Below are 22,144 nucleotides of genomic sequence, written 5' to 3' on the forward strand. Positions count from 1 at the left end.
GCCTGCGCGCGGGCGCGGCAGTGCTCGTGTAGTCAACCACACGTTGTGCCATTCGGTCGCATCGAGGCGCGGCCGCCAACAGTCGAGCAGCCCTCCTACCCAGCGCATTTCAATTTAAACATGTGTCTAAAAGGCGCCATTTTCACGTGTGCCTGACGGTCATTGCGAGCTGGTGAGAGGCCAATCGTGATGTTGCTGCCATTTTTTCGAGACCGACGCACTGTGATTTGTTCGGCGCGTGCCGAAAATTCTTCTGCGCGACGCTTACTCGCGAGGTGGGGGCGGTAGCTCCGGAGGCATCGGCAGCCCACACCGGGCCAGTTCGTAGCGCGGCACCCGGTCGATCCGGTACCCAGTGAACTGGAAGGAGTTCACCAGGTTGGACACGAATCGATGCGGGGTCATCGGCGCGCGCACCGAGCTGAGCATCGCCTTCGTCTCAGGACATTGCAGCGCCGCGACGGCCTCTGCAACCCACTGCGCATCCAGGTAGCCCGGTATCCCCGGGGGCAGCTTCACCCAGGGACCATCGGCGATCACCCAGTCCGGAAAGAGGTTCTTGTCGTGCCCGATGCGGCCGTGCTTGAGCCGTTCGGTGTGTTGCGCAAGCGGATTCGCCAAACCGATCTGATCGATCACCCTGACATCGAGCCCGACGTTCATGCCGACCATGCCGAGGTTGGTGAAAAACACTGCATGCTGGGGTTTTTGCGCGGACTTGTCGCCCGGCGCCGGCTGGGCCTGCGGCACCAGGTCCCACTGGATGTAATTGCCCGACGGCAGCAGCAGCGCGCCTTCGGGAGTGTTGTTGAGGGCGGTCAGGATGGCCGCCATCCGCGGATAGCCCAGGTAGTCCGCGGCGGTCACCGGATGCGCATTGCCGGTGGCCTGGGAGTAGAACCGGCGTTCGTCCACGATCCCGGAGTAGGTGACGTGGGTGGCGTCGTCGCCCATCCCGGGTGAATTCGCCGCCCACAGTGCCCATCCGGCCAACCCCAGCCACAACGCACCGGCCGCGCCGGCGACCCAGTTACCGGTCTCCCGCGAATAGTCCTGGCCGTCGGGGATGGCGATCGGGATGACGGCGACCGGAGCGAGCAAGCAGAACAGCGGGGCCAGCAGCACCCGGGCGTGCATGAAGTCGCCGCCTTGCCGGGTCCAGTAGAGGGCCTGCAACAGGCCGCTGATCAGCACCCACGCCACCACCGCCGGCGGGCTGTGCACGGCGCGGGCCACCCGCCCGTAGTTGGGCGCCAGCAAGGGGCGCAGGAACGACGGCCGCCGGCGGGCGGCGAACAGCAGCACGCCCAGCGGCACGAGGAGCACCAGCGGGATCCACACCGCATACGGCGCGTTGAAGTTGGAGAGGTAGATCATGCCCTGGGACCACTTGTCCCCGGCCGCGTCCTTGGCCAGGGCGGTGCCCGGCACCAGCAGGCCGTAGTAGCCCATCCGGAAAATCTCGTAGGCGACCGGCAGGAAACCCCCGGCCACCACGATCAGCACCCGGCGGCGCCAGGTCCGGGCCGCGACCAGCATCATGATCAGCGCCAGCCCGCCCATGAGCGCCAGCTCCGGCCGGACCAGCACGCTGAACCCGGCGACGAACGCCAGCAGGCCGGCGAACACCTTGTTATCGGTGCGGTTGCGCACCGGCTGCGCCCAGCAGACCATCATCCACCACAGCAGCCCGAGATAGGCCAGCGCCAAACCGCTTTCCAGCCCGGAGGTGGCAAAGTCCCGCGCCGGCGGCAGCGCGATGTAGACCAGTGCGCCGGCGGGCAACATGATCGCCCTGCGGCCCCGCAAGCTCGGGGCGTACAGCCGCGCGGCGCCCAGCATCAGCAGCGCCACCCCCACCACCGAGAGCACCAGCGCGAGCGCGAGCGCGACATATTCCATGCGCAGCGGGCCGCCGACCCAGCTGCCGACGTACATGAGGTAGGTCCAGGCCGTGGAGGTGTTGGCCTCCACCCGTTCACCCTGGTTGAACACCGGTCCGTTGCCGGCGAGCAGATTGCGCACGGTGCGCAGCACGATCAGCCCGTCGTCGGCGATCCACCGCCGCTGCCAACTCCCCCAGCCGAACAGGATGGCGACCAGCGCCACGCTGATCCACAGGCTGACCCGCACCATCGTGGTGTACGGAAACACCGGCCAGCCGGGCCGCCTGATCACCGGCCGGCTCCGCATCATGCGCGCTTTGAGAGCCTGCAGTTCGGGGCTAACCGAAGGCAACGGCGGCTCCGACTGTCGCGATCCACGCCAGGAACAGCAGCTGCAGTACCCGGTCCCGCAGCGCGATGTCTTCGGGTTCGCCGGCCAGCCCGCCGTCCACGTCGACCGCATAGCGCAGGATCGCGATGGTGAACGGAACCATGGACACCGCGAACCAGGACCCCGAATGGCGGTCGCGCTCGAACGCCCACAGGCCGTAGCAGATCACCACCGCGGTGGCCGACAGCGTCCAGACGAATCGCAGGTAGGTGCTGGTGTAACTCTCCAGCGACTTGCGGATCGCCGCGCCGGTGCGCTCGGCCAGCTGCAGCTCGGCGTAGCGCTTGCCGGCCACCATGAACAGCGAAGCGAACGCGGCCGACAGCAGGAACCACTGCGACAGCGGGATATCGGCGGCCACACCACCGGCGATGGCCCGCAGCAGATACGCCGACGACACGATGCAGATGTCAAGCACGGCTTGATGTTTGAGGCCGAAGCAGTACGCCAGCTGCATGACGAGGTAGACGGCCATCACCAGCGTCAGGTTGGGCGTCACCGCCCACGCGATGCCCAGCGAGGCCAGTCCCAGCAGCAGCGCCAAGAAGTACGCCAGCCACTCGGGGACGATGCCCGCCGCGATCGGCCGGAACCGTTTGGTCGGGTGCTCGCGGTCGGCCTCGACATCGCGCACGTCATTGACCAGATAGACCGACGACGCCGCGAGGCTGAACACCACGAACGCCAAGCCCACCTGCGTGAGCATCTGCGCGTAGTCATAGCGGATACCGCTGCCCAGCCCGGCCACCGGCGCGGCCAGCACCAGTACGTTCTTCACCCACTGCCGGGGGCGGATCGCCTTGATCACCCCGGAGACCAGGTTGGCGGGCGGGCGGGTCACGACGTCCTCACTCATGCGGCTTCACCTCTTGCGACCTCTCCTGCGCGGCGCGCGATCGCCGCGACGACGGCACCCAGGGCGATGCCGAAGGCCACGTCGCTGGGGTAGTGCACTCCCAGCAGCATCCGCGACAACGCCATTGGGGGCACCAGGACAGCGGGCAGCGGCAAACCCGTGGTCCGGCCCATCAGCATCGCCGCGGCGGTGGTCGAAGTGGCATGTGCCGACGGGAAACTCAGTTGACTGGGCGTGCCCACGTTGACCGCGACGGCGGGATCGTGCGGCCTTTTGCGGCGCACGATCCGCTTGACGATGACGGCGGCGGCGTGCGCGGCGAACGCACCGGCCCCGGCCACCAGCCACTCCCGGCGGTGCTTGGGCGACAGCACCGCGCCCAGCGCGGCGATGGCGACCCAGCCGATACTGTGCTCGCCGAAGTGGGACAGGGCGCGTGCCACCGGCAGCGCCCCGGGACGATCGCTCAGTGCCGCCTGGACGGCGACCAGCGCGGCCACCTCCCCGCGGGGCGCCTGTGCAGCGGCGGCCTCATGCATGTTCTGCAGCGGGCAGCAATGCCGTCTCCCACTTCTGCTTGCTGGACAACACGGGCAGCGCATCGCGATACACCCGGCGCATCTCGTCGAACCGGCTGAGCAGCTGGCGCTGACGGCGCAGCGATGCGAACAACAGGGAGAACATCTTTCGCCGGTCGCGCTGCCGGTAGACCACGCCGCAACCGTCGGCGGTGGTGACCGTCACGCCGTCGACCGTGCACAGCCGGAACCAGCGCGCGTCCTGGGTCGGCACGTTGAACTCGGGCCGGGTGTGGGATTCGGTGTCGGCCTTGGTCATGTTGTGCAGGATGCCGCGGGCCAGCCGGTAGCTGATCGACACCGGGTTCACCGGCGGCTTCATCGCCTTGGTCTTGTTTCGCGGCGCCGGCAGCTCGCTGGCCGCCGGCAGCACGACGGCGTCCGGGTATTCCTTGCGCAGCCGGTGCACTTCTGGCAGACCCGATTCCAGGATCGAGAAGATGTGCTCCGGGCCGGCGAGGAAGTCGTCGATGGCCCGGTTCTGAATCGCTACCGTCGAATACTCAAGGCAGGCAAGGTGTTTCAGTGTCGCCTTGAGGTGGCTACGGACCAGTCCGGTGATGTCGCCGTCCCAGTGCAGTGCCGCCACCACTAAGCGGTTGCGCAGGTGGAAGTAGGCCTGCCAGTCGATGGCGTCGTCCTTGTCGCTCCAGGCCATGTGCCAGATCGCGGCGCCGGGCAGCGTGACCGTCGGATAGCCGTGTTCGCCGGCGCGCAGGCCGTATTCGGCGTCGTCCCATTTGATGAACAGCGGCAGCGGTTGACCCAGTTCCTCGGCGACCTGCCGCGGGATCATGCACGTCCACCAGCCGTTGAAGTCGACGTCGATGCGCCGGTGCAGCAGTGCGCTCCGATCGCTCTTGTCGTTCAACGGGAATTCGGCGAAGTTGTGGTCGTACTCGGCGTGCGGTGCGGCGGTCCACATGAAGTTCGCCTGGTTGACGACCTCGCCCATGATGTGCAGGTGCGACGGCTCCTGCAGGTTGAGCATCTGCCCGCCGATGAGCGTCGGCTTCTTGGCGAAGCGGTTGAGCGCCAGCACCCGCAGGATCGTGTCCGGCTCGATGCGGATGTCGTCGTCCATGAACAGGATCTGTTGGCAGTCGGTGTTTTTCAGCGCTTCATACATCACCCGGCTGTAGCCGCCGGAACCGCCGAGGTTGGGCTGGTCATGGATGGACAGCCGGCTGCCCAGCCCCGCGGCCGCCGCCGCGAAGTCCGGGTGGTCGCGCACCTTGCGCACACCCTGGTCCGGCACGATGACCGCACCGATCACCTTGTCCACCAACGGATCCGCGGTGAGGTCGGCCAGCGCGTTGACGCAGTCGGCGGGGCGGTTGAACGTGGGGATGCCGACCGCGATGTTGGCCGTGCCCGGGGCGGGCTCGGTGGCGTACCAGCCGCCGCTGATGAGGTTGACCGCGGTGTCGGTGGTGATGTCGAACCAGATCCAGCCGCCGTCCTCGAACGGCTTGAGCGGTACCTCGATCTCGACGACGGCCGGCTGGTCGTCGGTGCCGACGAATTGGCGGCCCTCCACCGAGATTCGCACCCCGGTCGCCTTGGTCCGGTACACGTCGACGCGCCCGGTTCCGGTCAGCTCGACCCGCAGAGCCACCGACTGACAGATGGACCAGCGCCGCCAGTAGCTGGCCGGGAACGCGTTGAAGTAGGTGGCGAACGACACCTCGGACTCTTTGCCGATCTCCAGCGAGGTGCGGCTGGTGGCGTGGGCACGCCGCGCGTTGGTCGTCGACTCCTCGAGATAAAGCTTGCGGACGTCGAGCGGTTCGCCGGGACGCGGCAGGATGATCCGGGACAGCAGGCTCACGGCAGTCACTTGCGCGCGCCTTCCTCTTTGTTCTGGGCTTCTATCAGGGATGCGCCGTCCCGCAGGTGCGGCGCGAGCACGTTGTCGTACATGTTCAGGGCGCTGGCGATGGCCATGTGCATATCCAGGTATTGGTAGGTGCCCAGCCGGCCGCCGAACAGTACCTTCGACGACGCCGTCTCGGACTTCGCCCTGGCCCGGTAGGCGGCCAACAGGGCGCGGTCGGCTTCGGTGTTGATCGGATAGTAGGGCTCGTCGTCGTCTTCGGCGAACCGCGAGTACTCCCGCATGATCACGGTCTTGTCGGCGGGATAGTCGCGCTCGGTGTGGAAGTGACGGAACTCGTGGATGCGGGTGTAGGGCACATCGGGGTCGTTGTAGTTCATCACCGGAGTGCCCTGGAAGTCGCCGGTGGGCAGCACTTCCAGCTCGAAATCGAGGGTGCGCCAGCCCAGCCGGCCCTCGGCGTAGTCGAAGTAGCGGTCCAGCGGCCCGGTGTAGACGACCGGCGCGTCGGGGCTGTCCGCGCGCAGTTGGTCCCGCACGTCGAACCAGTCCGTGTCCAGCCTGACCTCGATGCGTTCGTCGGCGGCCATGTTGCGCAGCCAGGCCGTGTAGCCGTCGACGGGCAGGCCCTCGTAGGTGTCGCTGAAGTAGCGGTTGTCAAAGGTGTAGCGCACCGGCAGCCGGGTGATGTTCGCGGCCGGCAGCTCCTTGGGGTCGGTCTGCCACTGCTTGGCCGTGTATCCCTTGACGAAGGCCTCGTAGAGCGGCCGGCCGATCAGCGAGATCGCCTTCTCCTCGAGGTTCTGCGCGTCGGCCGTGTCGATCTCGGCGGCCTGCTCGGCGATGAGCTTGCGGGCTTCGTCCGGGGTGAAGTACCTGCCGAAGAACTGCGACACCAGGCCCAGCCCCATCGGGAACTGGTAGGCCTGCCCGTTGTGCATCGCGAAGACGCGGTGCCGGTAGTCGGTGAAGTCGGTGAACTGCTGCACGTAGTCCCAGACCCTCTTGTTGGAGGTGTGGAACAGGTGGGCGCCGTACTTGTGCACCTCGATGCCGGTGTGCGGCTCGGCTTCTGAGTAGGCGTTGCCACCGATGTGCGGTCGGCGGTCCACGACGAGGACGCGCTTCCCGAGCTGGGTAGCCACGCGCTCGGCAATGGTCAGTCCGAAGAATCCAGAGCCGACGACGAAAAGATCGAAACGAGCGGTCATCGGTTGCTTAGGGTATCCGACCGCGTGGCCCTAACCCATTTGGCGAGGCCATGCGGCGGCGTTCGCCATGTGACAACGGCTGTTACGGCGCCCGGGAATCCGCGATCACAGTCGAGGTCGCAATTGCCTCACGATTCAATATCACCACTCTAGTAACAGGCTCACCACTCGTACCATCGACTTTGTGTGATTCCCACCAGATAGGACCGGTGGGACGCGCCGACACAACACATAGTCAGATAGAGGAGACTTCCGTGCCGAACCGACGCCGACGCAAGCTCTCAACAGCCATGAGCGCGGTTGCCGCCCTGGCAGTGGCGAGTCCTTGCGCGTACTTCCTTGTCTACGAATCGACTGCCGGCGACAAAGCGCCCGAGCATCACGAGTTCAAGCAGGCCGCGCTGATGAGCGACCTGCCCGGTGAGCTGATGGGCGCGCTGTCGCAGGGGTTGTCGCAGTTCGGGATCAACATGCCCCCGGTGCCCGCCTTGAGCGGGGGTACGGCCGGCACGCCGGGTCTCGCCAGCCCCGGCCTGGGCACTCCGGGCCTCGGAACCCCCGGACTGGGGACGACGGGCCTGACCAATCCGGGCATGACCAGCCCCGGTCTGACCAGCCCCGGTTTGACGCCAGGCGTGGCCAGTCCCGGCTTGACGAGCCCGGGCCTGACGAGCCCCGGTATGGCGCCGATGACGCCCGGGCTCACCGCACCCGGCGCGTTGCCGACCACCCCTGGTGGCGGTGTCGCGACCCCGGGGGCCGGGCTCAACCCGGCGCTGTCCAACCCCGGGCTGACCAGCCCGGCCGGGGTCACTCCGGGCCTGGGTGGTCCGGCGATGTCGCCGAGTGAGGTGCCGATCGACTCCGGAGCCGGGTTGGACCCGGGCGCCGGTGGCACCTACCCGATCCTGGGCGACCCGTCGACCTTCGGTAACGCTTCGCCGATCGGCGGCGGCGGTACCGGCCTGGGCGGCGGTTCGGGCACCGGTGGTGCCAGTGGCGGTCTGGTCAACGACGTGATGCAAGCCGCCAACCAGCTGGGTGCGGGCCAGGCGATCGACCTGCTCAAGGGCCTGGTCATGCCGGCCATCACGCAGGGCATGCATGGCGGCGCCGGTGCCGCGGGCGCCCTGCCGGGTGCGGCCGGTGCCCTGCCAGGTGCCGCCGGCGCGCTGCCGGGTGCCGCCGGTGCCCTGCCGGGTGCCGCTGGTGCCCTCCCGGGTGCCGCCGCGGGCGCTCTTCCCGCCGCCGCGGGTGCGGCCGGTGCGTTGCCGGCGGCCGCCGGCGCGTTGCCGGCACTGCCCCCGGTCTAGTCCTTTACAAACCCTCCACAAGACGGCACCGCAGAATCATCTGCGGTGCCGTCGATTTTGTGCAGATTCGCCGACGCTGAGTTCGTGTCGTCCCATAGATAACATTAGAAACACACGTAACATCAGCTGGTGTCTCGCAGCCGTGCGCCGACGATGTTGCTCACCGCCATGGCGGCGACCGTCGTCCTCGTCTCCTGGGTGGCGGGCACGACACGCGACCGCGGCGCCGCCGGCGCGCCGCCGTCACGCGGCACCCAACTCGTCGAGCAGCCGCTGGTCGGGCTGGGCGCGGGCGTCACGGTTCGCGAAATCAGTCAGGCCACCCCGTTTTCTCTGGTCGCCCTGACCGGCGACCTGGCCGGCACGTCGACCCGCGTGCGCGCGAAGCGCCCCGACGGCTCGTGGGGCCCCTGGTATCAGACCGAGTACGAAACCGCGGCACCCGATCCGGCCCGAGCCGGCGGCGAAGAGTCCTCGGGGCCCGACCATCCCGGCGCGGCGACGGAGGGGCCACGCGGCACCGATCCGGTGTTCGTCGGCACCACCACGACCGTCCAGATCGCGGTCACCCGCCCGCTCGACGCGGCGGTGACCCAACCGCCGCCGGCGCCGCCGAGCGAGAAGGCCGACCTGGGCTACAAGCCGGCGTCCAGGGAACAGCCCTTCGGCCAGAACATCTCGGCCATCCTCATCTCCCCACCGCAAGCGCCCGTCGAAACGCATTGGACTCCACCGGCCGGGGTGCTGATGCCCGGCCAGGCTCCGCCCATCATCGGCCGCGCGCAGTGGGGCGCCGACGAGTCGCTGCGCTGCGGTAGCCCGCAGTACGACAACGGGATTCGCGCGGCGGTCGTGCACCACACCGCGGGCAGCAATGACTATTCGCCGCTGGAATCGGCCGGCATCGTCAAGGCCATTTACACCTACCACAGCAAGACGCTGGGCTGGTGCGACATCGCCTACAACGCGCTGGTCGACAAGTACGGCCAGGTATTCGAGGGCAGCGCAGGCGGTCTCACGAAGGCGGTCGAGGCCTTCCACACCGGCGGGTTCAACCGCAACACCTGGGGTGTGGCGATGATCGGCAACTTCGACGACGTGCCCCCCACGCCGATCCAGCTCCGAACCATGGGACGGCTGCTCGGCTGGCGGCTGGGCCTGGACAACGTCGACCCCAAGGGCACGGTGCAACTGGAGTCGGCCGGCAGCCACTACACCACCTTTCCGGCCGGCTCCATCGCGACGCTGCCGACCATCTTCACCCACCGCGACGTCGGGAACACCGATTGCCCGGGCAACGCCGCCTACGCGCTGATGGACGAAATGCGGGACATTGCATCGCATGTCAACGATCCGCCGGAAGAATTGCTCAGGGCGTTGCAGGGCGGTGCGATCTATGACCACTGGCAGGCGATCGGCGGGACGAACAGCGTGCTGGGCTCCCCGACCTCCCCGGAGGACAGCGCGGAAGGCGACGCCCGCTTCGTCACGTTCGCCCGGGGCGCGATGTACTGGTCACCCGAGACCGGCGCCCAGCCGGTCACCGGCGCCATCTACGACGCCTGGGGTTCGGAGAGCTACGAGCGCGGCCCGCTCGGCCTACCGACCAGCGCGGAAATCCAAGAGCCGCTGCAGATTACGCAGAACTTTCAGCACGGCACGCTGAACTACGAGCGGCTGACCGGAAACGTCACCGAGGTCGTGGACGGGATCACCGTTCCGCTGACGACCGAAGCCCCAAGCGGCCCAACGGTTCCGGCCGAGCACTTCTCGCTGCCGTCGCACCCCACGCCCACGTGACCGACCGCTAGAGCCACCAGCGTTCCAGCACCCGGCCCACCCCGTCGTCGTTGTTGGCGGTGGTGACCTCGTCGGCGGCCGCCTGCACGTCCGGATGGGCGTTGCCCATCGCCACGCCGTACCCCGCCCAGCGCAGCATCGGCAGGTCGTTGGGCATGTCGCCGAACGCCACCACCTCCTCGCGGGCGATCTCCAGCGGCCGGGCGATCTCGTCGATGCCGGTGGCCTTGCTGGTGCCCAGCGGCACGATCTCGATCAGGCCGTTGTTGGTGGAGTAGGTGATGTCGCCCTCGATGCCGACGTGCTTGGCCAGTTCAGCCGCCATGTCGGCGCTGCGGGCTCCGGATCGGCGGATGAGCAGCTTGATGGCCGGGGCGCTGAGCAGATCCTGGATCGACACCTCGGTGTTGTCCGGGTTGAGCCAGGCATGCTCGTAACCCGGCGAGCTGACGAACTGGGGAGTCGCCGTGTCATGGGCGCTTTCGCCGATGCGCTCGACGGCCAGGCCCGAGCCGGGGATGACGCGGGTCGCCAGCTCGGCCAGCTCGGCCAGGGTGTCGACGGCCAGGGTGCGGGTCGACAACACCCGGTCGGTCGCGGCGTCATAGATGACGGCGCCGTTGGCGCACACCGAGATTGGCGCGAAACCCAGCGCATCGACGACCGGCCGGATCCAGCGCGGCGGACGGCCGGTCGCCACCACGAACTGCGCACCGGCGGCCACCGCGGCGCGGATCGCGTCGCGGGTGCGGGGAGAGACCTTCTCGTCGTCGTCGAACAGGGTGCCGTCGACGTCGCAGGCGATGAGCGCCGGCAGGGTCATCGGAACCGCCCGCCGCGGCGGCTGGCCGGACCGCTCAATGCCGCCCGCTCTGACTCTGCCCGGGTCGCGTCACGCCGTCGGTTCCGTACTTCTGCAACCGCTCCTGCAACTCCGACAACCGGAGCGCCCGGGAATCCTCCTGGGTGGGCGCGCTGCCACCCAGCCGGCGCGGCACCCAGTATTCGTCTTTCGGGTGCGGATATTCCTCCTGCACCGAATACAGCAGGTCGTTCATCGCCGAACGCAACAGCAGGTTGAGTTCCTCGGGCGTGCCCCGCGGGGGCAACGGCTGCCCGGCCGCCACGGTGATCGGAACCTTATTGCGAAACACCTTCTTCGGATGGTCCTTGGGCCAGATCCGGTGAGCGCCCCACACGACGATCGGGACGATCGGCACCTGGGCGTCCAGCGCCATGCGCGCCGCCCCGGTCTTGAACTCGCGCAGTTCGAAACTGCGGCTGATGGTGGCCTCTGGGTGCATCCCGATCAGCTCGCCCTCGCGCATGCGCTGCACGGCCATATCGAGGGCGTCGTGTCCCGACCTGCGATCCACCGGGATGAGCCGGGCGTGGTTGATGACGTAGTTGACCGCCTTCACGTCGGCCATCTCGGCCTTGATCATGAAGTACGCACGCCGCTTGCGCTCGCGGACGGCCATCAGCGTCGGGAGCCAGTCCAGGTAGCTGGTGTGGTTCTGGGCCAGCAGGGCGCCGCCGCGTGCCGGAATGTTCTCCAGGCCGTGGTAGGTGAACTTGGTCCCCTGCATCGCGACCATCGGCGGGACGATCCACTCCGCCAACCGGTAGAACCCCTCGGGCATGTCATCTCCTTCGCCTACTGCGACGGACGCTCGGTCCTTTTGGCCGCGCGGGCCGCGGCCTCGGTGGCCTCAATGCGAGCGGCTTCCGCCAGGGTTGGCGCTCCGCCGCCCAGCCGGTGCGGCATCCAGTACGCCCCGGGCTCGCCCGGATAGTGCTGTTGCGCCCGGTGCAGCAAGGTGGTCATCGAATCGCGCAGGGCAGCGTCGGTCTGCGCGATGTCTTCGCGCGCCCATAGCGGCGCGCCTACCTGCACAGTAATAGGTATTTTGGCGCGGCCCACATTCCGCGGGTGATCCTTGGTCCAAATTCGCTGCGCTCCCCAGACGATCACCGGCACGATCGGGACGCCCGCTTCGATGGCCATCCGGGTCGCGCCGGTCTTGAACTCCTTGAGCTCGAAGCTGCGGCTGATCGTGGCTTCCGGATACACCCCGACCAGTTCGCCTTCGCGCAGCCGCTGCACCGCGATGGCATAGGCGCCCGCCCCGGAGCCGCGGTCCACCGGGATGGTCCGGGTGTGCTTGATCAGGAAATTGACCGGCTTGACCTGCTGCATCTCGGCTTTGATCATGAACCTCAGCCGACGTCCCCGGCGATGTACGGCGAGCGCGGCGGGGAGGAAGTCGACATAGCTGGTGTGGTTGATCGCGACCACGGCGCCGCCCCGCTCGGGGACGTGCTCCTCACCCCGGTAGGTGATCTCGGTGCCGGTGGCCTTGACCGCCAGTTGAGCCAGAAGCTCCAAGGCGCGGAAGGTCGGCTCCACCGTCGATCACTACTCCGACGCCCCTGCGGACCGGCCCCGGCGGGCCGCCCGGGCGGCCGCCTCCTCGGCCTCCAACTGGGCCGCTTGCGCCAGCGACGGAGCGCCTCCGCCCAACCGGTGGGGCACCCAGAACTCGCCGGCCGGGTGCGGCCCGTACATCTCCTGAGCGCGCTCCAGCAGATGCTGCATGCGCGAATGCAGCAGCCCCCTCAGTTCCTCGATGCCCAGCGTCGGCTCGATCGGTTCGCCGACCAGTACCGTGATCGGAACCTTCGGACGCCACAGCTTCTTCGGGTGGTCCTTGGTCCAGATCCGCTGGGCACCCCACACGATGTGCGGAACGATCGGCACCCCGGCCTCGACGGCCATGCGCGCGGCCCCCGATTTGAATTCCTTGATCTCGAAGCTGCGGCTGATCGTGGCCTCAGGGTAGACGCCGACCAGCTCGCCGTCCTTCAGATGCCGGACGGCGGCCTCGAAGGAGGCGGCGCCGTCTTGGCGATTCACCGAGATGTGCCGCAGGCTGCGCATGATCGGCCCGGTGACCTTGTGGTCGAAAACCTCCTGCTTGGCCATGAACCGCACCTTGCGACCCAGGCCCTGCTTGTAGGCCGGCAGTCCCGCGAAGGTGAAGTCCAGGTAGCCGGTGTGGTTGATCGCGATCACCGCACCGCCGCTTTTCGGCAGGTTCTCGACACCCGTGATGGTGATCTTCAGACCTTGGGCGCGCCACACCAGGCGGGCGACCTGAATGACAGTCCCGTAAACCGGTTCCACAGCAGTTCAGCCTAATGCTCCCGCCCCCGGGCCGCCCTAACAGCCGGAAACCCCAGGTGGACGGACCGGGTGCGGGGGCGCCGTCACCCGACGGCGGTGGCAGGCCGATGGTGCCGGCTCGCGCTAAGCTCGGGGGCTGAAAAGCCGTCATCCCCGGCCGAGGCCGCAGCAGCTTTCAAACCGGCCCCAGGAAGGTATCAGTGCAGGTCACCAGCGTCGGCCACGCCGGATTTCTGATCCAGACCCAAGCGGGCAGCATCCTTTGCGACCCATGGGTCAATCCCGCCTACTTCGCCTCGTGGTTCCCGTTCCCGGACAACAGCACGCTGGACTGGGACGACCTGGGTGACTGCGACTACCTGTATGTGTCGCACCTGCACAAGGATCACTTCGACGCGAAGAATCTGGCCGAGCACGTCAACAAGGACGCGGTGGTGTTGCTGCCGGACTTCCCGGTGCCCGATCTGCGAAATGAGTTGGAGAAGCTGGGTTTTCACCGGTTCTTCGAGACCAGCAACTCGGTCAAGCACCGGATCAGCGGCCCCAAGGGCGACCTCGACGTCATGATCATCGCCTTGCGGGCACCGGCCGACGGCCCGATCGGTGATTCGGCGCTGTTGGTTTCCGACGGCGCGACAACGGTTTTCAACATGAACGACGCACGGCCCGTGGACCTGGACGTGCTGGCGTCCGAGTTCGGGCACATCGACGTGCACATGCTGCAGTACTCGGGGGCCATCTGGTACCCGATGGTCTATGACATGCCGGACCGCGCCAAGGAGTCCTTCGGCGTCCAGAAGCGGCAACGCCAGATGGACCGCGCCCGCCAGTATCTCGCCCAGGTGGGCGCGACGTGGGTGGTCCCGTCCGCGGGCCCGCCCTGCTTCCTGGACCCGGAGCTGCGCGACCTCAACGACGACCACGCGGATCCGGCCAACATCTTCCCCGACCAGATGGTCTTCCTGGACCAGATGCGCAGGCACGGTAACGACGGCGGGCTGCTGATGATCCCCGGGTCGACCGCCGACTTCACCGGCTCCACCCTGAATTCGCTGACACATCCGCTGCCCACGGACGAGGTCGAGGCCATCTTCACCACGGGCAAGGCCGACTACATCGCCGAGTACGCCGAACGCATGGCACCGGTCGTCGCCGCGCAGCGGGCCAGCTGGGCGCCGGCCGCCGGGGAGCCGCTGCTGGAACCGCTGCGCGCCCTGTTCGAGCCGATCATGTCGCAAAGCGACGAGATCTGCGACGGGATCGGCTATCCCGTCGAGCTTGCGCTCGGACCGGAGACCGTGATCCTGGACTTCCCGAAACGGGCCGTGCGGGAACGGATTCCGGATGAGAAGGTTCGCTACGGGTTCGCGATTGCACCGGAGTTGGTCCGCACCGTGCTGCGTGACGGCGAGCCGGACTGGGTCAACACCATCTTCCTGTCGACCCGGTTCAGGGCCTGGCGAGTCGGCGGCTACAACGAGTACCTCTACACGTTCTTCAAGTGCCTGACCGACGAGCGGATCGCCTACGCCGACGGCTGGTTCGCCGAGACCCACGACGACTCGGCCTCGGTCACGCTGGACGGCTGGGAGATTCAGCGCCGCTGCCCGCACCTCAAGGCCGACCTGTCGAAATTCGGTGTGGTCGAGGGAAACACGTTGACCTGCAACCTGCATGGCTGGCAGTGGCGACTGGACGACGGGCGCTGCCTGACCGCGAAAGGGCACCAGCTGCGGAGTTCACGGGCGTGAACGACTCCTACGATGATGGCCTGGTCCAGCTGGACCGTGCGGCGATCACGTTGCGCCGCTACCACTTTCCTTCGGGCACGGCGAAGGTGATCACCCTCGATACGATCCGCGGGTACAAAACCGAAGACCTGGGGCTCTTCACCCACCGGTTTCGGATATGGGGCAGCTCGGACTTTCGCCGCTGGCTGCCGCTGGACATCAGCAGGCCCTTCAGGTCGAAGCTGATCACGCTGGACGTGCCGGGCACGCGGCCCGCCCCCGCGTTCACGCCGGCGCGTCCCGACGAGTTCACCGCGCTGTTGGACGAGCTGCTCCCCCGGCGCGGCTAGGACGCGCGCTCTACCGGCCCCGGTCGGTGAGCGCTTGGCGCGCCGCGTTGTAGCCGGGGATGAAGGTGATCCCCGGGCCGCCGTGACAGCCCGCGCTGCCCAGATACAGGCCCTCGATCGGGATCGGCTGGCCGAGGAATCCCCGCGGGCCGGGCCGGTTGGGCCCGATCTGGTTGGCGTTCAACAGCCCATGGCAGTAGTCGCCGCCGGGCGCGCCGAACATCACGCCCATGTGCTTGGGCGTGAAGGTGGTGTGGCGGATGATGCTGCGTTCGAAATTCGGGGCGAGCCGGGTGATCTTGTCGATCACCCGCTGGCCCATTTCGACCTTGGCCTGCCCGTAATCCACGTCGCCCTCGATCGGGAAGAACAGCGCGAACGCCGACGCGGCGTGCTTTCCCTTCGGCGCCAGGCCCGGGTCGTTCTGCGACGGGATCTGCAACACGACGGTCGGATCGGCCGGAACGATTCCGCGCCGCGCGTCCTCCCATTGCTGCTGGACTTCCTCCGGCGTGCAGAACAGGCCGATCGAGGCCTGCATGGCCGGCTCGTTGAGGGCCTCGTAGGGCGCGGCGAAGACGGGCGCCTCCTCGAGCGCGAAATGCATCTGCAGGTAGCTGCCGCGGTGATCGATGCGCGCATAGCGTTCCCGGATGTCGGCGGGCAGCTCACCGTGTTCGATCATCTCGTTGAGCGTGACGTCCGGGGCGATGCCAGAGACCACGATCGGGGCGTTCAACGTCTCGCCCGCCTCGGTACGCACCCCGCTCACCCGTCCGTCGGCGACCAGGATCTCGGTCACCTTGGTGCGCAACCGGAGTTCGCCGCCACGGCTTTGCAGCACGTCGCACAGGTGCGAGGTCAGTGCGCCGATGCCACCGCGCAGCTTCTTCATCTGCATGGTGTCGCCGTCGGGCACGCCGAGGCCGAAGGCGAGCGCGGCGGCGCTGCCGGGCGTGGACGGCCCCCGGTAGAGCGTGTTGACGGCCAGCACGGTCATCGAGCCGCGGATCGCGCCGAACTTCTCGCGGTCCGGCAGGTAGCGGTCCAACACGTCGGTGACCGAGCCGAACAACATGTCGTCGATCGCCGAGCGCTCGAATTCGTTTGTCGCACAGGCATACATCTCGTCGATGCTCTTGGGTGGTGTGCCGGCTTCGAACCGGCCCAGCGCGCGGGTCGGCCCCTGACTCCAGGCCATCAGCCCCGCCATGCCGTTGACGGCGTCCGCGCCGTGCACCTCATTGAGATGGGTGAACAGCTTGATGGGGTCGCTGTACTGCACCAGCGGATCGTCGCCGACGCCGCGCACGGCCACCGACATCACGTCCAGGTCGATCGTCGGAATGGTGTCCAGGCCCAGCTCGTCGACCACCACCTGGGACGTCGGGAATTGCACCGAGCCGGCGATCTCGAACTGGTACCCGTCGAAGAGCTCGACGGTGGAGGCCATGCCGCCCGCGTAGAGCTTGGGATCCAGGCACACGGTCCGCAGCCCGGCCTTCTGCAGCAGCGCGGCCGCGGTCAGCCCGTTGTGGCCCGCGCCGATAACTATCGCGTCGTAATCAGTCATGTCCTGCCCTCCGGAATGGAGGCTCGCACGACGCCAAAGTTTTGTCAATTATGACGAAACTTGGCGGGCGGTCGCCGTGACCCAGGTGTCGGTGATCCCCGCCCGCAGCGCCTCCAGCGCCGCGTGGCACAGCCGCGCGAGTTCGCCAAGCGACCGCTCGTCGCTGTCCATCCAAACCTCCATCGCGCCGAACACCGCGGCCGCAATGCATCTCGCGGTGACCGCTGTACGCACCCGTCGGTCCGCCGTCGGATCCGCGGCGCCGTTGGCCCCGCGGCTGCGCCGTTGCAGCTGCGCGCCAATGGCATCGGCGAAGTCGGCCTGGACCTCCCGGATGTGGCGGACGATGCGGCCGGGGTCCAGCTCGTCTTGCCGCAGGGCGGCGATCTTGGTGACGGCGTCGACGTCATACGGGAACGAGAAGATGGCCGCCTGCACCGAGTCGATGATGGGTTCCTCGGCCGGCCTGGCATCCAGGGCGGAGCGAAACCAGTGCAGACCGGTGTAGTCGGCGAACAGCAGATCGTGCTTGGAGCTGAAGTGGCGGTAGAACGTCCGCAGCGACACCCCGGCGTCGGCGGCGATCTGCTCGGCCGACGTGTCCTCCACCCCTTGGGCCAGGAATCGCACCAGGGCGGCCTGCCGCAACGCTTCGCGAGTGCGCTCGCTGCGTGCCGTCTGCGCGGGCCTGACCATGGGAAGAAGGTACCAAGCCGGCGGAGTTGCCATCGCGTTTGTTGTGTCAATATTGACAAAACTTTGCGGCGGGGGTGAGACTGCGCCCATGGTCTCGCTACTCACTCACGCGGTACTCGGCCTGGCGGTCATCAGCTGGATCGTCACGGCCAACTCGAAGGTTTTCGCCCGGCCGGCCAACGGCCCGCTCTTCTCGCCGATGGAAGTCGTGTACTACGTCGTCGGCATCGCATCGGTCGCCCTCGGCTGGTATTTCAACATCACCTTCGTGCACCAGTACGCGCACGGATCCACCAACCCGCTCTGGGGCGAACACGGCAGCTGGGTCGAATACATCAAGCTGATGTTCACCAACCCGGCCGCCAGCTCGGCCAGCCAGGACTACACGATCGCCAATGTTGTTCTGCTGCCGATCTTTACGATCGTGGACGGCTACCGCCGCGGCCTGCGCCACCCGTGGCTGTACTTCGTGTCCAGCCTGTTCACCAGCTTCGCGTTCGCATTCGCGTTCTACTTCGCGACCATGGAACGCCAGCGCCGGCACGAACAGGACCGCGCGACGGTCGACGCCTAGCCGACCGGTTTGGTAGTCCGCCACTTCTGCCGGCCACCCTTGACGTCGGTGTGGACGTCGCTGAATCCCGCGGCTCGAAGCCGGCCGGGCAACTCGCTCGGCGCGATCGGGTTGTAGGTGTCGGCGACGTGAATCAAACGGAACGCCCACGACGGAACGCCATCGGTGCCGGCGAAGACGCCTCCGGGTTGTAGCACCCGGAACGCCTCGGCGAACAGGCGGTCCTGCAACTCGGGGCGCGGAACGTGGTGCAGCATCGTGAAGCACACCACCGAGGTGAAATGGTCTGCGGGCAATCCGGTCTCGCCGCCGTCGCCGTGGATGACGCGCGCCCGGTCGCCATAAAGGCGCTGCAGGCGATCGGCCATCGCGGAGTCCACTTCGACCGCGGTGAGCGACGCCGCGCGCTCGAGCAGTGCGCGCAGCGTCGCCCCGTACCCGGGGCCGATTTCCAAAGTGCGCGTGCCCAATTCGACGCCCCGCAGCGCCCAGGGCAACAGCTGATCGGCCACCGCCTTTTCCCAGCCCGCTGAGCTGCACCGGCGTCGGTGCAGGAGATTCATCGCCATCGTGATCCCCTTTCTGTCGGTCAACCCGAACGCTATGTGATCACCCGTGCTGCGGGCTTCCGATATCCTGCCTGGATATGTCGGAATTCAGCCACCACGGCCCGGCGACGTCGACGCAGACGTTGCCGCCGGGAGCGCAGATCGAACGGCACCGGCATGCCCTGCACCAGATCGTCTACCCGTCGTCGGGCGCGGTCTCGGTGACCACCCCGGCGGGCACGTGGATCACGCCGGCGAATCGTGCCATCTGGATACCGGCGGGTTGCTGGCACGAACACAAGTTCCACGGCACCACGCAATTTCACGGCGTGGCGCTGGACCCCGGCCGCTATCACGGCCCCGCGGCGCCCGCCGTGCTGGCGGTCACTCCATTGATGCGCGAACTGATCATCGCGTGTTCGCAAACCGATGGCACCGACACCGACGAGCATCACCGGATGCTGGCCGTGCTGCACGATCAGTTACCGGCGACCAGCGTCGGAGAGCCGCTGTGGATCCCCACCCCCGTCGACAGCCGGCTGCGTCAAGCCTGCGCGTTGATCGCCGACAACCTGCGAGAGCCGTTGACGCTGCAGCAGATTGGCGACCGGGTCGGCGTCGGCCAGCGCACGCTGAGCCGCCTGTTCAGCGACGAGCTGGCCATGACGTTCCCGCAGTGGCGCACCCAGGTCCGGCTGCAACACGCCCTGGTGCTGCTCGCCGAACGGCGCGATGTCACCTCGGTGGCGGCCGAATGCGGTTGGGCCACACCGAGTGCCTTCATCGACAGCTACCGGCGAGCGTTCGGGCACACTCCCGGCCAGCTGGCCGGTAAGGCGTTCTAGGCGCTAGCCGGTGGGCTCCAGCACTTCGGCGCCGACGAACGGCACCAGCGCCTCGGGCACCCGCACGCTGCCGTCGGGCTGCTGGTGGTTCTCCAGGATCGCCACCAGCCACCGCGTGGTGCCCAGCGTGCCGTTCAGCGTCGCGGCGGTCTGCGGTTTGCCGGCCTCGTCGCGATACCGGGTGGCCAGCCGGCGGGCCTGGAACGTGGTGCAGTTCGACGTCGACGTCAGCTCGCGATAGGCCCCCTGGGTGGGAACCCAAGCCTCACAATCGAATTTGCGCGCGGCCGACGAGCCGAGATCGCCCGCGGCGACGTCGATCACCCGGTACGGCACCTCGATGCGGGCCAGCATCTCCCGTTGCCAACCCAGCAGCCGCTGGTGTTCCGCCTCGGCGTCGGCGGGTGTGCAGTAGACGAAGCCCTCGACCTTGTCGAACTGATGCACCCGGATGATGCCCCGGGTGTCCTTGCCGTAGCTGCCGGCCTCGCGGCGGAAGCATGACGACCATCCCGCGTATCGCAGCGGCCCGCCGGACAGGTCCAGGATCTCGTCGGAGTGATAGCCGGCCAGCGGCACCTCCGAGGTGCCCACCAGGTACAGGTCGTCGGCCTCCACCCGGTAGACCTCCTCGGTGTGCGCGCCCAGGAATCCGGTGCCGGCCATCACCTCCGGGCGCACCAGCACCGGCGGAATCATCGGGATGAAGCCGTTCTCGACGGCCAGCCGCAACGCCAGCTGCAACAGGCCCAGCTGGAGCAGCGCACCCTTGCCGGTCAGGAAGTAGAACCGCGACCCGGACACCTTCGCCCCACGCTGCATGTCGATGAGCCCGAGCGATTCGCCGAGCTCCAGGTGGTCCTTCGGGTTGTCGATCGCCGCGGGCTCGCCGACCATGTCGAGGACGGCGAAGTCGTCCTCGCCACCGGCGGGCACCCCGTCGATGACAACGTTGGAGATGGCCATGTGCGCCGCGGTGAACGCCGTCGCCGCGTCGGCCTGGGCGATTTCGGCGGCCTTCACCTGCTCGGCCAGTTCCTTCGCGCGTGCCAGCTTGGCCGGGCGCTCCTCGGGGGACGCCGCCCCCACGCTCTTGCTGGCGGCCTTCTGCTCGGCCCGCAGGGAGTCGGCCGACGAAATCGCGGCCCGGCGGGCGGCGTCGGCGGTCAGCAGGGCGTCCACCAACGACGGGTCCTCGCCGCGACTGAGTTGGGAGCGGCGCACGACGTCGGGGTTTTCCCGGAGCTGCTTCAGGTCGATCACGGCCCTGAGACTACTTTCACCGGTTCCGGCCGGCTGGCGGAGCACCCGCCCCCGCTGACCGCAGGACTCACATCAGTAACTTTTGTCACGCGTCTCAGGTGCTGCTGTCAGAATGGAGCGGATGTCGCACGCGCCCGAGAAGGAACTTTCGGAAGCCCGGGAAGGCCGGGTGGTCGAGTCGTCCGCCGCCTCGACCGATGAGTCGTCCGGCCAGCAGCCGTCCGCCTTCGGTTGGCCGCGCAGCCTGCAGGCCCGGGCGACCCGGCGCGCGCTGCTGCTGACCGCGCTCGGCGGACTGTTGATCGCCGGGCTGGTCACCGCGATCCCGGTCGGTGGTGCCGGGTCGGGGCGGTTCCTCGACAGCAGCCCGGTGCGTAGCACCGGCACCAAGAGCGACGCGGCCTTCAACCGCGCCTCCCCCGGCGAGTGCCTGATGTGGCCGGACACCACCCCGGAGTCGGCCAGGATCGTCAACTGCGGCGACGAGCACAAGTTCGAGGTCGCCGAATCCATTGACATGCGGACGTTCCCGGGCTCGGAGTACGGGCCCAACGCCGCACCCCCGACCCCCGCGCGCATTCAACAAATCACCCAGGAGCAGTGCGAGGCCGCCGTCCGCACTTACCTCGGCGCCAAGTTCGATCCGAACAGCCGGTTCACCGTCAGCCTGTTGTGGCCCGGTGACCGGGCCTGGCGCCAGTCCGGCGATCGCCGCATGCTGTGCGGCCTGCAGCTGCCCGGCATGAACAACCAGCAGCAGGCGTTCAAGGGCAAGGTCGCCGACGTCGACCAGTCCAAGGTGTGGCCGGCCGGCACGTGCCTGGGCATCGATCCGGCGACCAACCAGCCGACCGATGCGCCGGTCGACTGCGCGGCGCCGCACGCGATGGAGGTCACCGGCACGGTCAACCTTGCCGAGAAGTTCCCCGGCGCCCTGCCCGCCGAGCCCGACCAGGACGGCTTCATCAAGGACTCGTGCACCAAGATGACCGACGCGTACCTGGCGCCGGTCAAGCTGCGCACCACCACCCTGACGCTGATCTACCCGACGGTGCCGCTGGCCAGTTGGACCGCGGGCAGCCGTGAGGTGGCCTGCAGCATCGGCGCGACGCTGGGCAACGGCGGCTGGGCCACCCTGCTGAACAGCGCCAAGGGTCAGCTGCTGATCAACGGCCAGCCGCCGGTGGCGCCGCCCGACATTCCCGAAGAGCGGCTCACCATGCCGCCGATCCCCCTGCAGGCCCCGGCGCAGTCGCCGTCCAGCCAGTCCGGCTCGAGTGCCGGCACGGGCTCGGCCCCGGAGATCCCGCCCAACAACCAGCACCTGCCCGGACAGCAGCCGGCTCAGCAACCCCAGCAGGCACCCGCCCAGCAGGCGCCCGCCCAGCAGGCGCCCGCCCAGCAGGCACCGCCGCCGGCGGACAACGGGGCCCCGCCGGCCAATCCGGCACCCGAGGCGCCGGCGGCGCCGCCTGCGCCGCCACCCCCTGTCTCTTATACACATCT

General features: G+C 68.0%; 20 protein-coding genes. 7 read left to right on the forward strand and 13 right to left on the reverse strand.

Features of this window, described 5'->3' with window-relative positions; all coding sequences use genetic code 11:
- Window positions 1-264: 264 nt before the first annotated feature.
- Genes aftB through glf form a run of 5 tightly spaced genes read right to left on the reverse strand, consistent with a single transcriptional unit; the run spans window position 265 to window position 6,759 of the window.
- Window positions 265-2,238 carry a terminal beta-(1->2)-arabinofuranosyltransferase gene (gene aftB, locus A5760_RS10295; RefSeq protein ID WP_269199114.1) on the reverse strand — a complete coding sequence of 658 codons (1,974 nt, stop codon included), beginning with the start codon at window positions 2,236-2,238 and terminating at the stop codon, window positions 265-267.
- Complete coding sequence (locus A5760_RS10300) at window positions 2,225-3,133, reverse strand: decaprenyl-phosphate phosphoribosyltransferase (RefSeq protein ID WP_064880276.1); 909 nt, start codon at window positions 3,131-3,133, stop codon at window positions 2,225-2,227. Before A5760_RS10300 ends, aftB begins: the two co-directional genes overlap by 14 nt.
- Window positions 3,130-3,672, reverse strand: a complete 543-nt coding sequence (locus A5760_RS10305; protein WP_196772048.1) for a phosphatase PAP2 family protein — start codon at window positions 3,670-3,672, stop codon at window positions 3,130-3,132. The genes A5760_RS10300 and A5760_RS10305 overlap by 4 nt, the downstream gene beginning before the upstream one ends.
- Complete coding sequence (locus tag A5760_RS10310; protein WP_064880278.1) at window positions 3,665-5,551, reverse strand: glycosyltransferase; 1,887 nt, start codon at window positions 5,549-5,551, stop codon at window positions 3,665-3,667. Before A5760_RS10310 ends, A5760_RS10305 begins: the two co-directional genes overlap by 8 nt.
- Complete coding sequence (gene glf / locus A5760_RS10315; RefSeq protein WP_064880280.1) at window positions 5,548-6,759, reverse strand: UDP-galactopyranose mutase; 1,212 nt, start codon at window positions 6,757-6,759, stop codon at window positions 5,548-5,550. Before glf ends, A5760_RS10310 begins: the two co-directional genes overlap by 4 nt.
- Before the next feature lie 254 nt (window positions 6,760-7,013).
- On the opposite strand from glf, the gene A5760_RS10320 reads away from it, so the two are divergent.
- Window positions 7,014-8,072, forward strand: coding sequence for a PirG (locus A5760_RS10320; protein WP_196772049.1), 1,059 nt, complete (start codon window positions 7,014-7,016; stop codon window positions 8,070-8,072).
- A gap of 129 nt (window positions 8,073-8,201) precedes the next feature.
- Window positions 8,202-9,872, forward strand: a complete 1,671-nt coding sequence (locus A5760_RS10325) for an N-acetylmuramoyl-L-alanine amidase (RefSeq protein ID WP_419538233.1) — start codon at window positions 8,202-8,204, stop codon at window positions 9,870-9,872.
- 7 nt (window positions 9,873-9,879) lie between these two features.
- Here the strand turns inward: A5760_RS10325 and A5760_RS10330 are convergent, their stop codons facing one another.
- From A5760_RS10330 to A5760_RS10345, 4 genes are read right to left on the reverse strand one after another with little or no spacing between them, the layout of a single operon-like run.
- Window positions 9,880-10,695 carry a Cof-type HAD-IIB family hydrolase gene (locus A5760_RS10330; protein WP_064880286.1) on the reverse strand — a complete coding sequence of 272 codons (816 nt, stop codon included), beginning with the start codon at window positions 10,693-10,695 and terminating at the stop codon, window positions 9,880-9,882.
- Between the two features lie 34 nt (window positions 10,696-10,729).
- Window positions 10,730-11,515 carry a lysophospholipid acyltransferase family protein gene (locus tag A5760_RS10335; RefSeq protein ID WP_064880287.1) on the reverse strand — a complete coding sequence of 262 codons (786 nt, stop codon included), beginning with the start codon at window positions 11,513-11,515 and terminating at the stop codon, window positions 10,730-10,732.
- 14 nt (window positions 11,516-11,529) lie between these two features.
- Window positions 11,530-12,282 carry a lysophospholipid acyltransferase family protein gene (locus A5760_RS10340; protein ID WP_064880288.1) on the reverse strand — a complete coding sequence of 251 codons (753 nt, stop codon included), beginning with the start codon at window positions 12,280-12,282 and terminating at the stop codon, window positions 11,530-11,532.
- 9 nt (window positions 12,283-12,291) lie between these two features.
- On the reverse strand, window positions 12,292-13,059 hold the full coding sequence (locus A5760_RS10345; RefSeq protein ID WP_064880289.1) for a lysophospholipid acyltransferase family protein: 768 nt from the start codon (window positions 13,057-13,059) through the stop codon (window positions 12,292-12,294).
- A gap of 200 nt (window positions 13,060-13,259) precedes the next feature.
- Here A5760_RS10345 and A5760_RS10350 point away from each other — a divergent pair, with 200 nt between their 5' ends.
- Both A5760_RS10350 and A5760_RS10355 read left to right on the forward strand, forming a co-directional pair.
- The gene (locus tag A5760_RS10350) at window positions 13,260-14,810 is read left to right on the forward strand and encodes an MBL fold metallo-hydrolase (RefSeq protein ID WP_064880290.1); all 1,551 of its coding nucleotides are present in this window, start codon (window positions 13,260-13,262) and stop codon (window positions 14,808-14,810) included.
- Window positions 14,807-15,139, forward strand: a complete 333-nt coding sequence (locus A5760_RS10355) for a hypothetical protein (RefSeq protein ID WP_064880291.1) — start codon at window positions 14,807-14,809, stop codon at window positions 15,137-15,139. Before A5760_RS10350 ends, A5760_RS10355 begins: the two co-directional genes overlap by 4 nt.
- Window positions 15,140-15,149: 10 nt before the next feature.
- On the opposite strand, the gene A5760_RS10360 is transcribed toward A5760_RS10355, so the two are convergent.
- Together A5760_RS10360 and A5760_RS10365 are read right to left on the reverse strand one after the other, a co-directional pair.
- On the reverse strand, window positions 15,150-16,712 hold the full coding sequence (locus tag A5760_RS10360) for a phytoene desaturase family protein (protein ID WP_064880292.1): 1,563 nt from the start codon (window positions 16,710-16,712) through the stop codon (window positions 15,150-15,152).
- Between the two features lie 48 nt (window positions 16,713-16,760).
- A complete protein-coding gene (locus tag A5760_RS10365; protein WP_064880293.1) occupies window positions 16,761-17,408 on the reverse strand; it encodes a TetR/AcrR family transcriptional regulator in 648 nt (215 codons plus the stop codon).
- An 88-nt stretch (window positions 17,409-17,496) separates the two neighbouring features.
- On the opposite strand from A5760_RS10365, the gene A5760_RS10370 reads away from it, so the two are divergent.
- Window positions 17,497-17,982 carry a DUF2834 domain-containing protein gene (locus A5760_RS10370; RefSeq protein WP_064880294.1) on the forward strand — a complete coding sequence of 162 codons (486 nt, stop codon included), beginning with the start codon at window positions 17,497-17,499 and terminating at the stop codon, window positions 17,980-17,982.
- On the opposite strand, the gene A5760_RS10375 is transcribed toward A5760_RS10370, so the two are convergent.
- A complete protein-coding gene (locus tag A5760_RS10375; protein WP_064880295.1) occupies window positions 17,979-18,551 on the reverse strand; it encodes a class I SAM-dependent methyltransferase in 573 nt (190 codons plus the stop codon). The genes A5760_RS10370 and A5760_RS10375 overlap by 4 nt on opposite strands.
- A 77-nt stretch (window positions 18,552-18,628) precedes the next feature.
- Here A5760_RS10375 and A5760_RS10380 point away from each other — a divergent pair, with 77 nt between their 5' ends.
- Entirely contained in the window at window positions 18,629-19,375 is a 747-nt protein-coding gene (locus A5760_RS10380) for an AraC family transcriptional regulator (RefSeq protein WP_064880297.1), read from the forward strand.
- 3 nt (window positions 19,376-19,378) lie between these two features.
- Here A5760_RS10380 and serS read toward each other — a convergent pair whose 3' ends face one another.
- The gene (gene serS / locus A5760_RS10385; protein ID WP_064880300.1) at window positions 19,379-20,638 is read right to left on the reverse strand and encodes a serine--tRNA ligase; all 1,260 of its coding nucleotides are present in this window, start codon (window positions 20,636-20,638) and stop codon (window positions 19,379-19,381) included.
- A 112-nt stretch (window positions 20,639-20,750) separates the two neighbouring features.
- Here serS and A5760_RS10390 point away from each other — a divergent pair.
- Window positions 20,751-22,144, forward strand: a 1,394-nt coding sequence (locus tag A5760_RS10390; RefSeq protein ID WP_064880302.1) for a septum formation family protein, incomplete at its 3' end; no start/stop codon positions are given.

It is taken from the genome of Mycobacterium colombiense, from assembly GCF_001665835.1.
Classification (GTDB): Bacteria; Actinomycetota; Actinomycetes; order Mycobacteriales; family Mycobacteriaceae; genus Mycobacterium; species Mycobacterium colombiense_A.

Coding starts and splice junctions, on each gene's coding strand:
- A5760_RS10305 (WP_196772048.1), bottom strand. CDS start 3,672: ATGCATGAGGCCGCCGCTGCACAGGCGCCCCGCGGGGAGGTGGCCGCG.
- A5760_RS10370 (WP_064880294.1), top strand. CDS start 17,497: ATGGTCTCGCTACTCACTCACGCGGTACTCGGCCTGGCGGTCATCAGC.
- A5760_RS10360 (WP_064880292.1), bottom strand. CDS start 16,712: ATGACTGATTACGACGCGATAGTTATCGGCGCGGGCCACAACGGGCTG.
- A5760_RS10380 (WP_064880297.1), top strand. CDS start 18,629: ATGTCGGAATTCAGCCACCACGGCCCGGCGACGTCGACGCAGACGTTG.
- A5760_RS10365 (WP_064880293.1), bottom strand. CDS start 17,408: ATGGTCAGGCCCGCGCAGACGGCACGCAGCGAGCGCACTCGCGAAGCG.
- A5760_RS10335 (WP_064880287.1), bottom strand. CDS start 11,515: ATGCCCGAGGGGTTCTACCGGTTGGCGGAGTGGATCGTCCCGCCGATG.
- A5760_RS10300 (WP_064880276.1), bottom strand. CDS start 3,133: ATGAGTGAGGACGTCGTGACCCGCCCGCCCGCCAACCTGGTCTCCGGG.
- A5760_RS10375 (WP_064880295.1), bottom strand. CDS start 18,551: ATGGCGATGAATCTCCTGCACCGACGCCGGTGCAGCTCAGCGGGCTGG.
- glf (WP_064880280.1), bottom strand. CDS start 6,759: ATGACCGCTCGTTTCGATCTTTTCGTCGTCGGCTCTGGATTCTTCGGA.
- A5760_RS10330 (WP_064880286.1), bottom strand. CDS start 10,695: ATGACCCTGCCGGCGCTCATCGCCTGCGACGTCGACGGCACCCTGTTC.